At 41.1% G+C, this 19,300-nt stretch carries 20 protein-coding genes and 1 pseudogene; 2 read left to right on the top strand and 19 right to left on the bottom strand.

Going from position 1 to position 19,300, the window contains the following annotated elements; genetic code table 11:
* Window positions 1–9 precede the first annotated feature (9 nt).
* The 11 genes and pseudogenes from LKD41_RS05115 to LKD41_RS15935 form a co-directional block, all read right to left on the bottom strand.
* Complete coding sequence (locus LKD41_RS05115; RefSeq protein ID WP_227700605.1) at window positions 10–648, bottom strand: precorrin-8X methylmutase; 639 nt, start codon at window positions 646–648, stop codon at window positions 10–12.
* The gene (locus LKD41_RS05110; RefSeq protein WP_227700604.1) at window positions 645–1,679 is read right to left on the bottom strand and encodes a pyridoxal phosphate-dependent aminotransferase; all 1,035 of its coding nucleotides are present in this window, start codon (window positions 1,677–1,679) and stop codon (window positions 645–647) included. The genes LKD41_RS05115 and LKD41_RS05110 overlap by 4 nt, the downstream gene beginning before the upstream one ends.
* 35 nt (window positions 1,680–1,714) lie before the next feature.
* Entirely contained in the window at window positions 1,715–2,683 is a 969-nt protein-coding gene (cbiB, locus tag LKD41_RS05105) for an adenosylcobinamide-phosphate synthase CbiB (RefSeq protein WP_227700603.1), read from the bottom strand.
* Entirely contained in the window at window positions 2,680–3,444 is a 765-nt protein-coding gene (locus LKD41_RS05100; RefSeq protein WP_227700602.1) for a histidine phosphatase family protein, read from the bottom strand. Before LKD41_RS05100 ends, cbiB begins: the two co-directional genes overlap by 4 nt.
* Window positions 3,417–3,821: a bifunctional adenosylcobinamide kinase/adenosylcobinamide-phosphate guanylyltransferase gene (locus tag LKD41_RS05095; RefSeq protein WP_227700601.1), complete on the bottom strand. Its 405-nt coding sequence runs from the start codon at window positions 3,819–3,821 to the stop codon at window positions 3,417–3,419. The genes LKD41_RS05100 and LKD41_RS05095 overlap by 28 nt, the downstream gene beginning before the upstream one ends.
* Before the next feature lie 121 nt (window positions 3,822–3,942).
* Complete coding sequence (locus LKD41_RS05090; RefSeq protein WP_227700600.1) at window positions 3,943–4,728, bottom strand: adenosylcobinamide-GDP ribazoletransferase; 786 nt, start codon at window positions 4,726–4,728, stop codon at window positions 3,943–3,945.
* Between the two features lie 16 nt (window positions 4,729–4,744).
* Window positions 4,745–5,347, bottom strand: a complete 603-nt coding sequence (locus LKD41_RS05085; protein ID WP_227700599.1) for a bifunctional adenosylcobinamide kinase/adenosylcobinamide-phosphate guanylyltransferase — start codon at window positions 5,345–5,347, stop codon at window positions 4,745–4,747.
* Window positions 5,344–6,408 carry a nicotinate-nucleotide--dimethylbenzimidazole phosphoribosyltransferase gene (cobT, locus tag LKD41_RS05080; RefSeq protein WP_227700598.1) on the bottom strand — a complete coding sequence of 355 codons (1,065 nt, stop codon included), beginning with the start codon at window positions 6,406–6,408 and terminating at the stop codon, window positions 5,344–5,346. Before cobT ends, LKD41_RS05085 begins: the two co-directional genes overlap by 4 nt.
* Window positions 6,386–7,945, bottom strand: a complete 1,560-nt coding sequence (locus LKD41_RS05075; protein ID WP_227700597.1) for a cobyric acid synthase — start codon at window positions 7,943–7,945, stop codon at window positions 6,386–6,388. Before LKD41_RS05075 ends, cobT begins: the two co-directional genes overlap by 23 nt.
* Before the next feature lie 34 nt (window positions 7,946–7,979).
* The gene (locus tag LKD41_RS05070) at window positions 7,980–8,363 is read right to left on the bottom strand and encodes a hypothetical protein (protein WP_227700596.1); all 384 of its coding nucleotides are present in this window, start codon (window positions 8,361–8,363) and stop codon (window positions 7,980–7,982) included.
* Window positions 8,364–9,194: 831 nt separating this feature from the next.
* A pseudogene (locus LKD41_RS15935) lies at window positions 9,195–9,376 on the bottom strand (AAA family ATPase); the annotation flags it as partial.
* A gap of 232 nt (window positions 9,377–9,608) precedes the next feature.
* Here LKD41_RS15935 and LKD41_RS05060 point away from each other — a divergent pair.
* A complete protein-coding gene (locus LKD41_RS05060) occupies window positions 9,609–11,570 on the top strand; it encodes an FAD-dependent oxidoreductase (protein ID WP_227700595.1) in 1,962 nt (653 codons plus the stop codon).
* Window positions 11,571–11,675: 105 nt separating this feature from the next.
* Here the strand turns inward: LKD41_RS05060 and LKD41_RS05055 are convergent, their stop codons facing one another.
* The gene (locus tag LKD41_RS05055) at window positions 11,676–11,933 is read right to left on the bottom strand and encodes an HPr family phosphocarrier protein (RefSeq protein ID WP_227700594.1); all 258 of its coding nucleotides are present in this window, start codon (window positions 11,931–11,933) and stop codon (window positions 11,676–11,678) included.
* A gap of 199 nt (window positions 11,934–12,132) precedes the next feature.
* Between LKD41_RS05055 and LKD41_RS05050 the strand changes: the two genes are divergently transcribed.
* Entirely contained in the window at window positions 12,133–14,043 is a 1,911-nt protein-coding gene (locus LKD41_RS05050) for a BglG family transcription antiterminator (protein WP_227700593.1), read from the top strand.
* 102 nt (window positions 14,044–14,145) lie between these two features.
* Here LKD41_RS05050 and LKD41_RS05045 read toward each other — a convergent pair whose 3' ends face one another.
* From LKD41_RS05045 to LKD41_RS05015, 7 genes are all read right to left on the bottom strand, one after another.
* On the bottom strand, window positions 14,146–15,555 hold the full coding sequence (locus tag LKD41_RS05045; RefSeq protein WP_227700592.1) for a 6-phospho-beta-glucosidase: 1,410 nt from the start codon (window positions 15,553–15,555) through the stop codon (window positions 14,146–14,148).
* Window positions 15,556–15,558: 3 nt separating this feature from the next.
* The gene (locus LKD41_RS05040) at window positions 15,559–16,818 is read right to left on the bottom strand and encodes a PTS sugar transporter subunit IIC (RefSeq protein WP_227700591.1); all 1,260 of its coding nucleotides are present in this window, start codon (window positions 16,816–16,818) and stop codon (window positions 15,559–15,561) included.
* Window positions 16,811–17,134 carry a PTS sugar transporter subunit IIB gene (locus LKD41_RS05035; protein WP_227700590.1) on the bottom strand — a complete coding sequence of 108 codons (324 nt, stop codon included), beginning with the start codon at window positions 17,132–17,134 and terminating at the stop codon, window positions 16,811–16,813. The genes LKD41_RS05040 and LKD41_RS05035 overlap by 8 nt, the downstream gene beginning before the upstream one ends.
* Before the next feature lies 1 nt (window position 17,135).
* Window positions 17,136–17,453, bottom strand: coding sequence for a PTS lactose/cellobiose transporter subunit IIA (locus LKD41_RS05030; protein ID WP_227700589.1), 318 nt, complete (start codon window positions 17,451–17,453; stop codon window positions 17,136–17,138).
* A gap of 348 nt (window positions 17,454–17,801) precedes the next feature.
* Complete coding sequence (locus LKD41_RS05025; RefSeq protein ID WP_227700588.1) at window positions 17,802–17,957, bottom strand: hypothetical protein; 156 nt, start codon at window positions 17,955–17,957, stop codon at window positions 17,802–17,804.
* Window positions 17,958–18,072: 115 nt separating this feature from the next.
* Window positions 18,073–18,297: a hypothetical protein gene (locus LKD41_RS05020; protein WP_227700587.1), complete on the bottom strand. Its 225-nt coding sequence runs from the start codon at window positions 18,295–18,297 to the stop codon at window positions 18,073–18,075.
* 77 nt (window positions 18,298–18,374) lie between these two features.
* Window positions 18,375–19,190, bottom strand: a complete 816-nt coding sequence (locus tag LKD41_RS05015) for a sugar phosphate isomerase/epimerase family protein (protein WP_178060880.1) — start codon at window positions 19,188–19,190, stop codon at window positions 18,375–18,377.
* Between the last annotated feature and the right edge of the window lie 110 nt (window positions 19,191–19,300).

The following is a 19,300-nucleotide window of genomic DNA, read 5'->3' as shown; positions in this document are numbered from 1 at the left end:
CCCCTGATTTTACCATCGTCTTAATTGATACAAAATTGCATTGCAGATAGCTGCGGCAACATTGCTCCCGCCCTTTCTGCCCCGGTTAATGATATAAGGTACTTCTGTTTCCATAATCAATTCTTTTGCCGGTACCACATTTACGAAGCCTACCGGAACTCCGATAATAAATGCCGGCTGGTAGCGTCCCTCCGTTATCATTTTATGAAGCTCGATTAACGCCGTCGGTGCATTTCCCACCGCAAAAATAACCGGTTTTTCAATGGCTGCGGCTTTCTCCATGCTGATGGTGGCTCTTGTTACCTGCCGCTCTCTGGCAAGCTGTGCTACATCCAAATCCGCCATAAAGCAATGGGCTTCTCCGCCAAATGATGCCAGTATTTTCTTATTGATTCCGGCAAGTGCCATGTTGGTATCCGTTACAATATCGGCGCCCTTAAGAATCAGTTCCTTTGCAATTTCTACTGCATGGTCAGAATAACACATTGTCTCTGCATAATCAAAATCTGCGCTGGTATGTATCACACGCTTGGTAACAGGCTCCTGCTCTTTAGGCAATACAATCTGACGCTTTTCTAATTCCTCTGAAATAATCTCAAAGCTGCGTTTTTCAATCTCTCCCGGCAATACAAATTCGATGGGATTCATTTCTCTGTCACCTCTCTTAATGCGCTTATCAGCCGCTCATTCTCTGCCTGCCCTCTTACTGCAATCCGGTAATATCCTTTGGACAGACCTCTGTAATTTTCACAATTTCGAATCAAAATCTGTTTCTTTAAAAGTAACTCATATAATGGCAGCTCTGTGTAAAATAAAATATAATCTGCCCGGGAAGGATACAGCCGGAAGCCTAAGGATATCAGCTCTTTTGTCAGAATACTCCGCTGCTCTTTAATGAGTTTTCTGCTTTCCCCGATAAATTCCGTTTCTTTTGCTGCAGCGCATCCTGCCATCTGAGCAAATACCGATAAGTTCCATTCCGGAAGCTGCCTTGCAATCTTCTGACAGACTTCCCTGTTCCGGCAGATAAGATAACCCAGCCGGACTCCCGGTATGGCAAAGGTCTTGGTAAATGCTCTCACCTGAATCAGATTCCCACATTTCATGCCTGCTTCCATTTCTTCATAAAACCCTGCTTCTTCACAAAACGGCAGAAAGCATTCATCTACCACCACTATTATATCAAGCTCCTGACACCGCTTTAAAATCCCTTTTAAAATCTCCGGTGGAATTAACTGTCCGGTGGGATTATTGGGATTAGCAAGGTATATAAGCTCCGTTTCTTTATCTAATGCCTCAATAAAGTCCTCTCCCAGCACAAAATTATCCTGTTCCCGCAATGGAAAATAACTTACTTCACACGCTTCCGTTCCGGCAGCCCACTCATAACCATAAAAAGAAGGAACCGGAATCAGTATTTTCTTTGGTTTTAATGCATGAAGAATTGCAGGAAAAAGTTCAGAAGCTCCATTTCCGCACAATATCTCATCTGCCGATACCTTATCCATCTCAGCAATGGCTGCCTTCAGCTTCTCCTGCCTGATATCCGGATACCGGCTGCATAAAGGCACCGCTTCCCGAAGGGCTTCCTCTACGGATGCCGGCATCCCCAGCGGATTGATATTTACAGAATAATCTAACGATATGCAATTACGGTAGATGTCTCCTCCATGTACCATATTCCTGTTCCTTTCCTGAATTTTCATCCTTTCAATCATATAAAGAATAACAATCCCATCACCAAAAGGCAAATGCCTTCACATAAAAATGCAGTCGCATACAAAAGCCGGTTTGCTCTTCTGATGTCCTCGTATTCCACCGGACGCAATGCATCTCCGATAAACGGCTTTTTCACCAGTTTGCCAAAATACCAGGCATCTCCTGCAAGCTGTATGGACAGTGCTCCTGCACAAACTGCCTCTGTCTGGGCAGAGTTCGGGCTGGCATGATGATACCGGTCCCTTTTATAAATGTAATATGCATGCTTCCCGTCATATTCCTTTCCAAGGAAATACGTCCCTGCAATCATCAGGTATGCACTGATACGGGATGGGATATAATTACAGATATCATCGAATTTTGCGGCAGCTCTGCCAAAATGAAGATAACGTTCATTCTTATATCCTACCATGGAATCCATCGTATTGACTGCCTTATAAAAAAAGCCCAGAACCGGTCCGCCAAGTGCGGTATATAGCATCGGTGCAATGACTCCATCCGAAGTATTTTCCGCCACCGTTTCAATGGCAGCCTTTGCCACTCCGGTTTCATCCAGCCGCTCGGTATCTCTGCCTACAATCATGGAAACAGCATGTCTTGCCGCTATAAGGTCATTCTCCTTTAAACAATTATATACCTTCATGCTTTCTACTTTCAGGCATTTTGCAGCAAGAATCTGATAGGTCATAATCATTTCCAAGATAACACCTGCCACCGGATGAATCCGGTACGCAAGAATCAGAAGAAGTGCGGTCACCATAAGAACTGTCAGCAAAACAAGCGCAACCATTCCAATGCCTGCTCTTACAAGGTATTTCTCACTGCACTCCTTTTTATTCATTCTTTTTTCCAATATCCCTATAAAATTTCCAATCACCCGGATGGGATGTGGCAGCCAGTATGGATCTCCCAAAAGAAGGTCCAGGCAAAATCCCAGTCCGAACGCAATCATGTGATAAATCATATTGTAATCTCCTCAAGGGAATCTAATTTCCATTCTTCCCCGCAAAGTCTGAGCTTACAGCAGTAGCCGCCTCCATTTTTCACCTGATAATCAAAATAATTTCCGCCTGCAAGGATGTGAAGCAGTGCCATAATTGTGCCGCCGTGTACAACCGCAGTTATATTCCGGGGCTGACTTTCTGTCATCTGATTTTCTGCTATTTGATTTTCTGCTATTTGATTTTCTGTCATTTGATTTTCTGCTATCAGTTTTTCAGGCTCCCGGAGTTCTGTTATTCGACTCTTCGATAACGGCATTGCAGCATCTGCGATTTCTCCGGTGATTTTTTCCTCTATGATTTTTGTTGCGGCATGAAGTCCCCTTTGGCAACGTTTTATATATTCCTGCTGGCTCTCGCCTTCCGGAAAAGGCAGTGTGCCATTGCTGTCAATCCATTTCTGATAATAGGAATCATTTTTCAAATCTTCGTAATTCTTTCCCTCATATGCACCAAAATTCATCTCCCGCCATTCTTCTATCGGATAAGCTTTCTTTCCCGGAAAAAGTATACCAGCACTCTCCTGACAGCGCAGCATCGGACTGATGAAAAGCAGCCATGGTTTTTTTAAAATGTCTTTTTCTGCAAGAATCTCCAACTGCTTTCTGCCTTCCCCGGATAAAGCTTCTTCTGTTACACCCAAATACCGGTGTTCCCGATTTGACGGGGTCTTTCCATGACGGATAAGCAATAAATTTATTTTAATCTCTGGCTGATTCCACATACAATACGTTCTACCCTTTCTGCCTTCTCTGCAATCCGTATCTGTAGTCTTCCGGTCCGCTCCCTGTAATCCCGTTCCAGAGCATCCATCGGTACAATTCCGTTTCCAATCTCATCACAGATGAAAATAAGTCCCGGATATGTTTCCAGCAGTTTATCAGCCAACAGTTCCACATCTGTCTGCTGCTCAAGACATTTCCGAATCCACAGGTGTAAATGGTTGATGACCGGATTCTCAAATTCCTGCAGTTCTTTTATCATTCCATCCCAGTCTGCAGGAAGGTTTTCGCCCTCTATCACCTGACCTTTACATTCCGGGTGAAGCTTTAACACATATTTCTTTTTTCCCTGGTAACATCCGCCCAAAAATAATTCCATGATTTTTCCTTTCCAGCCTGCTATAAAACAAAGAATGTGCCTTGGCACATTCTCGTGCCTGCGGCGGTCGCTTGCGGCATCTACCTTATACGCCGCAGTGCGCATACTCGCGGAGCGTTTTTTACTTTACAGGAAAGCAATTTCCTGTAAAGTGAAAAACAACTACCACTGCAACTGCCATGGCATTTTCGCATAATGACACAAAATATCCTGCGGTATCACCATTGATTCCGCCAAATTCCTTCCGGCTTTTCCAGCTATAATAACCATAACAGAGCAATGCCACAACTACTGCTGCAAGCCCTGCCCACAGGTTTACATAAATCATACATCCACTGTAGACAACTGCCTCTATGATGAGGACTGCCAGCACTCTTTTTTTCTGGGCACTGTCTGCAAAATAAGCAAGCATACCGTCTTTTTTTGCCGCCTTCAGGCTTACCACACCAATTCCGCTTAAGCTTCGTGATAACGCAAAGCCAATTCCCACTACAAGAATTGCAGACAATTCCGTAAGCTCCGCATATGCTGCTCCATAAATAAGATAATATAAAACCAGCATCAATACGGAAAATGCTCCAATATGCGGGTCCTTTAAAATTGCCAGCTTCTTCTCCTTATCCTGATAAGAATGAAATGCATCCATGGTATCCATAAATCCATCCATATGAAAGCCACCGGTAACAAGCAGTGGAATTGCCACCGCTATCAGCGTTTTGCAAAGATGGCTTATCCCAACTGCATTTCCAAGAAAGAACCAGCCGGCTTCCAATGCACCAATGATAAGACCAATCAATGGGAAGAAGCAGAGGTGATACTGCATATCTTCTTCCTTCCAGTCAAACTGTGGCACCGGTATTTTTGAATATATGGAAAATGCAATGACGAATCCTTTTATAATTTTCATGTATTCCTCTTCTTTCTTAAATTCCATCCTTTTTTATTAAAATCGGAATCCCTGCTACTACTTCAATAACCTGCTCTGCCCGCTCTGCAATCTGCCGGTTTATATCTCCTAACAACCGGATATAAGCCATTGTGGATGCGTCATAACGGATTCCGTCTTCAAATATCTGATTCGTGACAATAATCAGTATATCACAGGAATCCTGCAATGCTGTTACTCCACTTATAATTTCATGGGAAAGCTGCTTTATTTTCGCATCATCCATCACAGCAGACAGATTCTCTTCCGAAAACATTTCGTTGGCAACGAGGTTCGACATACATTCCAGCAAAACTATTTTCCCGGCTGGCACTCTTTCTGCTGCAACTTTTCCTGCTGACACTTTTTCGGTTGCCACTTTCTTTGCTGCCTCTTTAAGTCTTCTCGGCTGCTCTATCGTAAGAAAGCCTTTTCCTGCCCGCATTTTCTGGTGACGCTCTACTTTTTTCTTTCCTTCTTCATCACACACCTGCATGGTGGCTACATAATAAAGGCTGCCGTTGCCTGCGGCTTTCACTGCCATTTGTTCTGCATATGCGGATTTTCCGCTACCGCTTCCGCCGATTACCAATGTAATCATTCTTCATACCTCTTGTACTGTTCTATCTCAAAATTTGCAAAGGATGCTCCCTGCAAATACACGCCCAGTGCCACATCCAGCAGGGACATCATCATCACTGCACCGGTTCCCTCACCCAGTGCCATATCCGCATCCAGTACCGGATCTAAATGCAGCTTTTTCATAATCGCTGTCTCTGCCAGTTCCCGGCTCTTATGGGATGGTATCATATAATTTACGGCACCCTTGCAAAGAGTCTCTGCCAAAAGTGCTGCAACGGCACTGATGACGCCATCGATGACAACCGGTATCTGCTCGATTGCTGCTCCGATAAATACACCTGTCAATCCGGCTATGTCCAGTCCTCCTACCGTCTTTAATATGGTAAATGCATCCGCATCACGAAGGGAATATTTTTCTATTGCTTCTTCAATTACCCTGCATTTTCTTTTTAATGCTTCATCCGTTAATCCGGCGCCCTTGCCGGTCACCTGCTCTACCTCTAAGTCTAAAAGTGCTGCTGCAACGGCTGTACTTGTGGTTGTATTTCCGATTCCCATCTCTCCTGTGGCAAGTATCTCATACCCTTCTCTGTGGCATTGCTGCACCAGTTGTATTCCGGTTTCTATTGCCTTTAAAACTTCTTCTTCGGTCATTGCAGGTTCCTTGGCAAAGTTTTTCGTTCCCTTTGCAACTTTTCGTGGCAATACTCCGGGAATCACTTCATCTGTATCAATTCCAATGTCCACCGGAATTACATCCACGCCTGCCACTGCTGCCATCTTTCCTACAGAAGAATTATTTACTCCCATGGCTTTTGCCACTGCAAGCGTTACTTCTTTTCCACTCTGGCTGACCTGCTCTTCCACCACGCCATTGTCTGCACACATAACAAGAACTGCTTTTTTCTGAATGGATATTTTGGTCGTCTTCTCTATGGCTCCAATCTGTGCAATCAGATGTTCAAACTTTCCAAGCCCATCCAATGGTTTGGCGATTCCATCCAGCTTCTCTTTTACCCTGCGATACCAACTATCCTCCAAAGGCAAAATCTTTATGCTATCCAATTCTGCTTTTGTCATATTCTGCCTCCTGCAGCATTCCATAAACCGCTTCCATATCAAGATATTTCCGCAGTGTATCCGCCAGCAAATCGTACTGGCTCTCCTTATACTGCTGATAATTCATGCCCTGATTATCTTCATAATGCACTCCCTTTTTCTCCGCTAATGCCCGGATAAAAGTGGATGCGATATCTCCTTCATCAAAAATACCATGGACATACGTTCCGTAGACATTTTCCTTCTGCACAACGACTGCATCCTGTGTACTGGATTTCTCCTGTGCATGCGCATGAGCTTGAGACTGTGCCGGTATCTGCTCTGGCTCCCGGGTCTGTCCTGGCTCCTGGTTTTTTCTGGTATGTCCCATATGAATCTCGTAGCCTTTGTATTCTTTACCGGAAAGGGCGACTAACGTGCCGGTGAGAGAGTCTATGGTTCCCGTTACCTGACGGCGTACCTTTTCCCGGCTCATCACCGTCTTAAGCGGCAATAGTTCCATACCCCGTAAGCTGCCGCCTTCCTCTACCGAATAAGGGTCTTCGAGGCATTCTCCTAACATCTGGTAACCGCCGCAGATTCCAATGACCGGAGTGTCTGCGGAGAGTTTCTTTATCATAGCTTCCATGCCATTTTCGCGCATCCATTTTAGGTCACCCATTGTATTCTTACTGCCCGGCAGAATAATGGCATCCGGATGATGGATTTCCTGCACCGAAGTCACATAGCGCACCGATACTCCCTCCATATGCTCGAAAACATCAAAATCCGTAAAATTAGATATTCTCGGATAACGGATAACTGCCAGGTCTATCAATGCCTCTTTCCGATGCTTGAATTTTCCGGTCAGGCTGTCTTCATCCTCAAGCTGTATCTTCATATAAGGCACCACTCCGCAGACCGGAATGCCGCCTTTTTCCTCTAACATCTGAATGCCCGGTTCCAATATGGATACGTCTCCGCGGAATTTGTTGATGATTAAACCTTTTACACGGGATTTTTCCTGCTCTTCTAAAAGCATCAGTGTTCCTAAAAGCTGTGCAAACACACCGCCCCGGTCAATATCTCCTGCCAGAAGAACCGGTGCATTTACCATCTCCGCCATGCCCATATTTACAATGTCATTTTCCTTGAGATTAATTTCTGCCGGACTTCCGGCTCCTTCTATTACAATAATATCCGCCTGCTCTTCCAGTTTGTGAAATGCCTTTAATATATCCGGGATAAGCTTTTTCTTATAGTTAAAATATTCCCGCGCCGGCATATTGCCAATGACCGTACCGTTGACAATCACCTGGGAGCCAATATCATTGGTTGGCTTTAAAAGAATCGGGTTCATGCAGACCTGCGGCTCGATTCTAGCTGCCTCTGCCTGCATAACCTGTGCCCGTCCCATTTCAAGCCCTTCTGTTGTAATATAGGAATTCAATGCCATATTCTGCGACTTAAAAGGCGCCACGCGGTATCCATCCTGATAAAAGATACGGCATAAGCCTGCTGTAATCAGGCTTTTTCCGGCATTCGACATTGTTCCCTGTATCATAATCACTTTTGCCATGTGATAAGTTCCTCGATTTCTTTTGTTTTCTATACTATCTTGCTTCCAGTCCCTGAAGCAGTACCACATAACATGCGAAGTCTCCGATTCGTTTTCGCTCTTCCCCTAACCAATCATCCCAGTCATTGCCCAGCTTATGCTCATACATATAGACGGACAGTTTGTTTTTCGCACTGATCACAAGATTATGACAGCGGGTGCGCTCCGCATCTGCCTGTCCTTTCTCTGCCAGAGATTTCTGGTTCCAGCCGTTTCTGATTCGCACATAGTCTACTGCACATTTCAAAAAACGGTCTATGAGTTCCCTGCAGGCTGCATCCGCTTCCCCCCGCTCTGCAATCTGGTTCCAGATCTGCATGGCTTCTTCAAAGGGCAGTGACGTCTCCTGTTTTAAGTACTCTTTGTATGTTGTATACATTGGACATCCTCCGCATATTTTTATCTTAACAGATATATTGTATAACATTCCTTGTTTTTAGAAAAGATACTTTCCTTTTTGATTTATGATTCTGCTTTTCATATTCCGCTTCATCTATGCACGCTTACTCCAAAGGAATATGTTAAACATCTGTAATCTGCTACCGGTAGTTTTTATATTTATTTAGCTATTTATTTAGCTACTATTATGGAGATGTCCATTGACCATATAGCAAAATTTTCGTATAATTTTGTTATCAAGCAGGAAGGGGTTATTATGCAACAATTAAATCAAGTGCTGATTTAAGGAATCTGTTTTTGCAGGTTCCTTCTATTTTTCCAATATATATCTTCCTTAAATTCAGAGCACAAAACCTCCGACTTAACTGGAGTCACGCAAATAAGATTCATTGGTGTCTCAAGTTTCTGTAATGCAGCGATTGGAATTTTCTTATAGGCTGCATGAGGCAAGCTCCGGATCTTTTCCACGAAATACCGTACAAAGTCCGCACATGTCGCAATCTGCAATACATGAAAAAGTATTTTTGACATACTGTCTTCTTTCCTCTTCTGTAGAGGTCTCTATCTCCGGTGGTCTCATATTACCACCTACCTAACGGTACCGGAATTGCTCCGGTATTCCTCATGGATTTCCAGCAGTTCCTTTTCGCCGTTGATATATGGCTCATAAAATGCATCCACGGAGCCGCTCTTCTCTGGTAGTATCTTTGATCAAAATACTTTTTATTTCCATTCACTATCATCCTCTCCCATTTTTCTCTTTCCATATGGTTCAAATAATTTCTCTCTTAAGTTAAAGTGTAGTGGCAAGCGGCATACCACCATAAGTATAATAATCCTGCCACGTTTATCTCCTTTATATTCATTATAGAATTCTGCAAAGGGAAGAGGATACACCCGTATCTCATCACCCCTGTCCCTGAACTGGGTCAGTATATCGTAAGATAGCATTTTGGAATTGCTTCCGGTCACATATACATCCGCATTTTTCATTTGCATAAATCCAAGGACAACATCAATAAATGTTATCTTAGCATCAGCATTATCTACATTATATTCCATCATATTCCGCCAGCAAATGTATTAAGGTTCCACTTTCGCCTCTATCCCTCAACACAGTTTTGCACTTATGCTGTGCAAAAACAACAACTTATAATTTGTCTTTTTTGCTTTACAATTACCTTGTAACTATACAAAAATATTCCTTAAAGGAGGATTCTTAATAATGAAATATGAACTCTTATTTAAACCACTACAGGTACGTTCCCTGATTTTAAAAAATCGTATTGCCTGTGCACCAATGACCGGTCCGGGAGAAGGACAGCCATCCATCAAGCCATCCGCTTTGGAATATGGCGGTTTCAGCATGTTTGACCGCTCTATTGGCGGCGCTGCTTTGCTCTACCGGGGATTAAATATTCCATTGTCCCTCGAAAATCCAGCTTCAGATAAAGAATACGGTCTGTCAAAATACAAACGCGAAATGGTCAAAGAACATCTTTCTGTTATCCGGCAGAAAGGCGCCAAAGCTGGTGTAGAATTGTGTCACCAGGGAATCTATGGACACGAAGCGGATGGCAAAGTCTATGGTCCAAGTGCCGGATTTACTGACAAAGGAGAACCTATCATCCCTATGGATGAAGCCAAAATGCAGGACATTTCAAACCGTTTTGCATATGCTGCCAGAGAAGCAAAGCAATATGGATTTGATTTAATACTGCTTCATTTTGGTCACGGCTGGCTGATTCATCAGTTTCTTTCTCCTTTTTTTAATTCCCGTACGGATGAATACGGCGGCAGTATCGAGAATCGTATCCGCTTTCCGATGATGGTCATAGAAGCAGTCCGAAATGCTGTTGGTAAGGATTTTCCCATCGAGATGCGTATTTCAACAGAAGAATGTATTTCATCCGATAAACGCCTGCCTCTCGATGATGTAATCACATTTATCCAGCATGCAGAACCATATATTGATATTGTCAACTGTTCCCGTGGATTAGATATGATCCGCGAGGCAAATATTCATCATGCTGCTACTATTTTTGAACCACATATTACAAACCTGGAAGCATTACGCAAAATCCGGGCAAATACCTCCTGCCTTCTATCCGTTGTCGGCTCGATTATGACTCCGGAAGAAGCAGAAAGTCTTTTGGAAGAAGGCAGTGCTGACTTAATCATGCTTGGCCGTTCCACACTGGCAGATCCATTCTGGCCGGTAAAAGCCCAGATGGGACACAGCGAAGATATCGTACCTTGTATACGCTGCCTGCAGTGTTATCATGTTTCCACAGACCATAAAAATGTACAATGCTCTGTAAATCCTCGCTTCAACAGGGAAAAACGTGTTCCTTTGATACTTCCGGTTACCGGACACCCAAAACATCTTGTAATTGTAGGAGGTGGTCCAGCCGGCATTACCTGTGCCCTTACTGCATCCCGCCGTGGACATCAGGTCACCCTTTTAGAAAAAGAACCTGTATTAACCGGTAAGCTTAATATTGCCTGCCATGGGGAGCACAAAGCAGATTTACGTCGTTTTCGTGATTATCTGCTGACCCAGCTTCGGAAATCTTCTGTAACTGTTCATACCGGAGTTCTGGCAGACACTGATGTAGTCCGTGACCTAAAGCCTGATGCTCTTGTCATTGCAGTAGGAGCAACTCCTTCCAGAATTCCGCTTCCAGGCGTTGATGGTGACAATTGTATACAGATTTCTGAATTTCTCCAGTCCCCTGATACTTCCCTGCAGCACTACATTATCATTGGTGGCGGCAGTGTCGGATGTGAAACCGCATTAGATCTTGCAGAAAAGGGCAAAGATGTTTCTATCATTGAAATGGCTGACTGCCTGGCATCTGCCAGCAATGATTTATACCGTCTGGCTCTTTCAGAACATTTTGCCAGATATGACAATCTCCATACTTATCTCAATTCTGCCTGTCAATCCATTGATGCAGATGGCGTAAATGTTTTAACAAATGGAGCATCTACGCATATCAGTGGTGATAAAGTTCTTCTTTCACTGGGCTTCCGGCCAGATGCAAAACAGGTATCCTCTCTTTATGGCATTGTACCGGATACTTATTATGTCGGAGATTGTGAACGTGTTGCAACTGTCGCAGAAGCAGTAAATAATGCATATTTTATCGGAGCAAACGTTTTCCAGGAACAGGATATCATCTAACATCCTCATAAAACATTTTGTGTGATAGAAAATTCCTGTCACACAAAAATGCCCAGACCATAAGGTCTGGGCATTTTTGATGTAATGAATGAATATCATTTTCTTTTACAGATTCTCTTCAAAAAAGGATTTTACTTTTTCTTCTGCAATATTCTCATCTTCACCTTCAATGACAATATGTACTTCATCACCATGTGCTACTGCAAGGCTCATAAGTGCCAGAAGTTTCCTTGCATCTGCTTTTTTACCCTGTTTTTCAACTGTAACAACACTCGCAAGACCTTTCACTGTATTTACCAGCTGCGTTGCCGGTCTTGCATGCATTCCAATCGGGTCTTTCACCGTATAATAAAATTCTTTCATTTTTTCCTCCTTTTACTACATCTGTACAGTTTTTTCTATATTACAGATTATTTCTAGTATTATTATATTCTGTAACACCACGTTTTCCCACTTTCATATTTGCACCAGTCTGGTGCAATTTCTCATATTGTGAAAAATTATTTTTTTAATATAATAAAATAATATAAGTATAATTATGTCGAAAAATGGAGGGTTTGTTATGACGAACAAGAAACTTGATGTTCTGGATTATCTTCAAAAAAACTCAACATGGAAAACAGCAGCAGAAATTTCTTCTGCACTTGGCTATTCTGTACGCAGCATTAAATCTTATATTCATGAACTGAACGAAGAAAAGCCTGATATGATTCTTTCTTCTAAGAAAGGTTTTCTTCTTAAAGATTACCCCGCCGCAAATGAACTAACCAGTGGTCTGCAGTCCATACTTCCCCAGACGAAAGAAGAACGGATTTCTTATATTATAAAAAAACTGGTTGCGGAAGATACTCCATATGATCTGGACCAGTTTGCGGATGATTTATACATTTCGCCTTTGACATTGCAAAATGAACTTTCGGATTTAAAATCAGAACTTTCGGAATATGATCTGGTTTTAAAAACCAAGAATAATATCGCCTTCGTAATTGGAAATGAGCGTAATAAAAAGCGTCTGATTTCTTCCATGATTTACCATGAAACCAAATCATTTAACTGTACCTTAAGTTCCATCCAGCCTTATTTCCCGGCATATGATCTTAAAATTTTAAAAAAGCTTATTACAACCGACATGGTAACTAATAATCTTTTTATGGACGATTTTTTACTATTTAACTTTATCATCCATGTTGCCATTTCCATGCAGCGTTCCTCTTACGAAAATCAGTTGAATGTAGAAAACAGTGAAATGACTTTTCCGGAGGATATTCAGAATACCATACACAGTCTTGTGGAAGAAGTCCGGAAGTATTTCTCTGTTACACTCTCTGCAGGAGATCAGCAGGAATTGTCTGCACTTCTGATGTCACAGACCTATCCACGAGAGATTATCACCTCCTGTGCCCAGAATTTTGAAGATATGATTACGGATGAAGTTAATACTTTGTTTGAGCTTATCCAGAATAAAGTACGGCATCTTTTTTCCATCAATCTTAACAGTGAGAAATTTTCGCTGCGCTTTAAATTGCATTTAAGGAATTTGCTGATTCGTATCCGCAATAATATCAGCCTGCGCAATCCGCAGATTGCAACAATTAAAAGTTCTTATCCTTTTATTTATGAAATTGCTGTATCCATTGCCAATGTAATCAACCAGCAATATCAGGTGGAACTAAACGAAGACGAAATCGCATATATCGTACTTCATATTGGTGTCCTTATCGAAGAGCAAAAAGCTTATTCCAATAAGATTTCTGTTCTTCTGGTTCATCCGCAGAATGGTCTGTATCAGCTTAATCTGGCTGATAAAATCAAGCTATTACTGGAACAGGATGCTATTATCACAGGAATTGTTTCTTCTACTGATGAACTCGGCTTTTATCGGGATTATGATGCGGTTATTTCTACTATTCCACTTTATCCGCTTCCGGCTGTACCAGTCATTTATATTTCGGAGCAGCTCCAGACAAAAGATATTTCTAACATCATTGATAATATCAACCGGATAAAATCATTACATATGAAAATTATTGTAGAGCAAAAGCTTCGCTATCTTTTCCGGGATGACTTGTTTTTCTGTCAGGAACCTTTTCATTCCGAAAATGAAGCCATTGACTTTCTTGCCGGGCAGCTAGAAGAAAAAGGTATGGTATCTTCCGAATTTAAACAACTTATTTTGGAACGGGAAAGCATCTCTCCCAGCTCCTATGGAAATATCGCCATTCCACATCCACTGGAGCGTTGTGCAGAAAGCTCCGCAATTGCGGTATCCATTCATCCGACCCCTATACGCTGGGGTTCCAATAATGTAAACATTATTTTTATGCTGGCAATCCATCCTTCCGACCAGATGTTATTTAATGATATTTTTGCATTTGTCACCCAGATTATAGCCAACAATCATTATTTGCAGACACTGATTACAGCATCTTCCTGTCAGGAATTTATTGATCTTCTGTTATCTTATTTATCCTGAATTCTTTAAATATACTGTATACATTGTCCTGCTGCCACATATACTAAGATACCCCGGAGAGATTCATATAGGAATTTCTCCGGGGTACTTTAAAGAGGTTTATTATAAAATTTTTCCGTTTGTCTTAATCAGATTCTGATACCAGTAAAATGACTTCTTCCGGGATCGTACAAGACTGCCATTTCCCTTGTCATCACGGTCTACATAAATCATGCCATACCGTTTACTCATTTCTCCTGTACCGACACTTACTAAATCTATGCAGCCCCATACTGTATATCCGAAGCAATCTACTCCATCAATCAGTATTGCATCCTTCAGTGCCTGAACATGTTCTTTTAAATATGCGATCCGATAATCATCCTGAATGGTTTCTTCCGGGACGTCAATTGCACCGAATCCATTCTCTGCAACAAAAAGCGGAATATGGTAACGTCCATACAATTCATTTAATGCAATTCGCAATCCCATTGGATCTATCGACCAGCCCCATCTGCTTTCTGTAAGATACTTATTTTTTACAGAATTTATCATATTTCCATCGATAAGCTGAATATCTTTCCGGCTCGTTGCTACATTGCTGTTATAATAACTGAATCCAATATAATCAACCGTTCCGGCTTTCAGCACCCCTTCATCCCCAGGTTCCATCTTGATGGAAACATCGTGACGTTTTAAATACAGCTTCATATTAGAAGAATATTCTCCCCGCACCATTACATCGCTAAATGCATAATGTTTATTCATTTCTTCCATTCTTACCAGCTGGTCTTCAGGATTACATGTTTCTGCATAAAAGGTAGGATAAAGCATCATCATTCCTATCTTATTGTCCGGATCAATAGAATGTCCAATCTGAACTGCTTTTGCACTTGCAACAAACTCATGATGGGAAGCCTGGTAAATCACCTGATACGGATTTTCATCCGGCTTAATTTCTATGCCCAGTGCATGCTCTGGATGAAGCATATTGACATTAATTTCATTAAATGTCATCCAGTATTTTACTTTTCCTTTGTATCGTTTAAATAATACCTCACAATATCTGCAATAAAAATCAACCATTCTACGGCTGCTCCAAGAACGGTATTCTTTTACCAGATGATAAGGTATCTCATAGTGTGAGATTGTAACCACCGGAGTAATATGGTATTTGAGAAGTTCATCAAACACACGGTCATAGAATTGAAGTCCTTCTTCATTCGGCTGTTCTTCATCTCCATTCGGGAAAATTCTGCTCCATGCAATTGACATCCTGTAACAGCGGAATCCCATTTCTGCAAATAATGCAATATCTTCTTTATAATGATGGTAAAAATCAATTGCCGTATGAGAGGGATAATAATATCCCTCTACGACACCATCTGTTCGTTTTCGCGGCACTCCACGTTGTCCTGCAAGAACAACATCTGCTGTTGAGAGCCCTTTTCCGCCTTCCCGATAGGCTCCTTCACATTGATTTGCCGCTGTTGCACCTCCCCATAAAAATGTTTCACTCAATCCCTGTCCCATATCTTATTCCTCAATCTGCATCTGCTCTTCTCTGCATGTTTTCTTGTCAATCATTTTGAAAAATGGATACCAGATAAGTGCTGTAATAATAATCAATACTACCTGCAGTACTGCTGTCTGCCATCCCTGGGATAAAAATCCGGAAATTACAGGTGGTACAGTCCAGTTAACTTCTGTTCCGGTTAATTTTGGCACTATGCCGGATGCATATGCAAAATAACTCAGTAATGTACATACAATCGGGCTGATTATGTATGGGATAAACAAAAATGGATTAAGCATAATCGGGACGCCAAAAAGTACCGGTTCTGTAATTCCAAAAATGGATGGAATAAGACCAATTTTTCCTACTGATCTTAAACGTTTGCTCTTTGCACGGAATGCTAACATAAATGTAAAGCCTAATGTACATCCAATTCCACCAATCTGTGCTACAATACCAAAGGTATTTGCAAAAATCTGTGGCAGTTCCTGTCCTGCAGCAAGTGCGGCAAGATTTTCAGAACTTGCTGCCATTGTCAGTGGTGTAAAAAGAGAAGTCACGGTTGAACCATGGATTCCACAAAACATAAATACAGTTGTAAAAATCTGCATCAGCAAATATGCCGGTAATGATAATCCAAGTCCCATAAGCGGTGTCTGAATAATTGTATAAACAAGCTGGTGGAAATTACCAAAACTTGTCTGCTGTAATAATACTGCGATAATAACTGCAATCACTGCTGCAAGGAATCCTGGAACAAGTGAAGCAAATGAATCTTCTACTATTTTAGGCATACCTTCCGGCATGTGGATGTAGATGTTCTTTTCTTTGCATAACCACATAAGACGGCAGACAAATATGCTTACCAGCAATACACCAAACAAACCTGCATGTCCCAGCCACTCTGCCGGAATAGATGCGAACAGCTCTGTTGGTGTCAGAATCAGAAATACCATTACTGATATAATAACTGCTGAAATCCGGTTAATTTCCAGTTCTTTTCCATACTGATATGGAAGTACTAAAAGCAGATAAAATCCTATCAACTTCATTGTTACGAAAAATAATGTGTTAAAAATATTGACCAGACCTGTTGCTTCAATAAATGATGTCCATGCCGGTATATCTATATACGCTCCCAGGCAGGCAAATGATCCAATGATAATAATCGGTAATAATAACTGAAAAGATTTTCCCAATGCATTCAAAAATTTAATAGATGAAATCTTATTTGCTATTGGCATCAATTTCTTCTCTAATACATTAATCAGTTTATCCATTTGATTTTCCCCCTTCAATCAGATTAAGTGCATCTTTCAAAATTTTCTCCCCATTCATCATTCCAAAATCCATTGCCGGAATAACCATGATCCGTTCTGCTGCCTCCGGATATTTTTCAATAAACGTATTTTTCTTAAATCCAATCTGCGGTCCAAGTAAAATACAATCTGCAAGCTGTACTAAGGTACCCATTTCCGAATCCGGATAAGCTGCAATTGTACATTCAATATTATCTTTTGCTGCAGCCTGCTTCATCTTCTCCACACATATTCCTGTGCTCGCACCATGCTGACATACTAATGCAATTTTTAACATTCTATTTCTCTCCTTTCTTTGTCTGCTTATATACCCGTATAAGCTCTTCCACTAATACTTTGATTGTGTCCGCACTGTTTAAATGGTCGCCTGCATGCATCATAAGCAAAGTTACTTTTAAGTCTTCCTCCTGCGCTTCACAAAAAAGAAGCTTTGTATGTGCTGCATGTGCCTTATTTAATGCGTCCTCTGAATCCTGCAATACTTTTTCTGCTTCTTCAAACGCTCCCTGTCCTGCAAGTGAAAGTGCATTTAAAGCAAGTGTTTTTGCCTCTCCAGCATTTGCAATCATTTCCATACATTCTTCTGAATGGTCCATTGTTCCACCTCTTTTCTAGTCCTTAATTGATATCATAGTCATATCTTATCTTATTTTCTTCCAGATGTATTCTTCTGCTTTTGCACGGTATGTGTGCAAATGATGAAAATCTGATGTAAAAAAAGAGGTGCTGCATCGTGCTAACACCTCTTTGATAGATTTTTAAACGATTCTAAATTTCTATTATCGGCTGCTTTGCCTTGTCTTATAATAAAAGCCATCCTTGAAAGACTATCGTTTTGTCTTTCTTAGGATGACTCTATTATTGCAAATTACAAGTCCATAAATCTTCTCTTGTGCATCGAATCTTCGTTCTTTATTTGCTTTTATACATTCTTTTTAGTCCTATTATTTTTCTACCCTTATCTTTGGCTTATTAGCCTCTCTGCCTTCCAACCAAGGCACTGTAGCATTTGCAAATATTGCAATTTCAACAAATGCAAATATCGCAACGATTATCACCTTCACAATTATCCTTACTGTAATAACCATAATTTCTATCAATTCTTTTTATTATCTTCTGAAGTTCTTCACTTTCAGATTGTATAATGCCGTCACTTTCAACCATCACCTAATAGGAGAGCTTGTGGGGTTTTATCCTATTTTCTACTTTAGAATGTTATAAAATATAATGGGACAGGAACTCAAATAATTTCTGATTCGTTTCTTCATTCAGTTCTTCAGCCTGTAAATATTCCGGTAGTGGAATTCCCTGCTGACATTCTCCACAGATATCAATGCCAAGTATATTTCCGTTTTCCAGAAAATGTGAGAGCAATCGCTCCAGCATCGGAAGTGACATATTCCCCTGACTCCAGTTAGTCTCTGTATATTGTTTATCCAAGATGTCTTTATCTATGGAAATATAAACCGGCAGATTCTTTTTCATTTTCTATATAAAATGGATAGATATCCACCTTATTAACTTAATTCTGTTGTGTTATTCCTAAGCCATTCTGTAATGTCATCAATTACCTTATCCGGATCACAGTAATAACGACGGTCACATATTTCAAACGAAATTGTCCCCTCATATCCTCTGCGCTTCAGATCTTTATAATACTTTTTCATTGGAAAATCTCCGTCTCCGGGAACTGTATGTCCCCGATCGTTAAAATGCACATGAACAAGCTGAGCACCTAAATTATCCATATAGTCATCTATGCTTTCTTCGGCGTAGGTCATCTGATCCAGATCTACCATACCATGTATGTGAGATGAGCCTATCTCTTCTATCATTCGTTTCAGATCTGAACTTTTTATCAGCACATTTGTTGTTGTTACCTTCAACTCCTCCAGCATCAGCTCCACATTCTTTTTCTCACAATAAGCACCCAACTGCTGCAGAGAATCCCTGCAATACTTCCATGCATCTTCCGGTGACTGATCGAAATATCCAAATCCGGTACTGATCTGAACTTTATGGCAGCCAAGAAATTCCGCCGTATCAATAGCTCGCTGATAATAACGAATACTGGACTCACGTGTTCCTCTATCCTGTGTGCAGAAGTTAACCGGGTATGTACAATTCTCCGGTGTCATTGCCATAACACTTAGGTCTCTTCTCCTAATCTCCTTTTCCAATTCAAGTAATGAAAAAAGAGAATAATCAAATATATTAAACTGTGGTGCACTACAATACAGATCAATACTGTTAAATACTGACTGTTCTACCTTGTCCAGGAATTTCTTCAGCGAATATCTCAAATAATGATAATTCATTGGTGCAAATTTCATTTTTTCCTCCTGTATTCTCCATAATAATTCTAAGATCATGCGCATGTCTTTATTGGTAGTACGTACAATAGTAATTTCATATCTCGCATTTGATATGTATCACTTTGTAT

Source organism: Roseburia sp. CLA-AA-H209 (assembly GCF_020687575.1).
Lineage (GTDB): Bacteria > Bacillota > Clostridia > Lachnospirales > Lachnospiraceae > Roseburia_C > Roseburia_C amylophila.
Note: the sequence above shows the minus strand (reverse complement) of the source record. Positions and strands in the feature narration are given on the sequence as shown.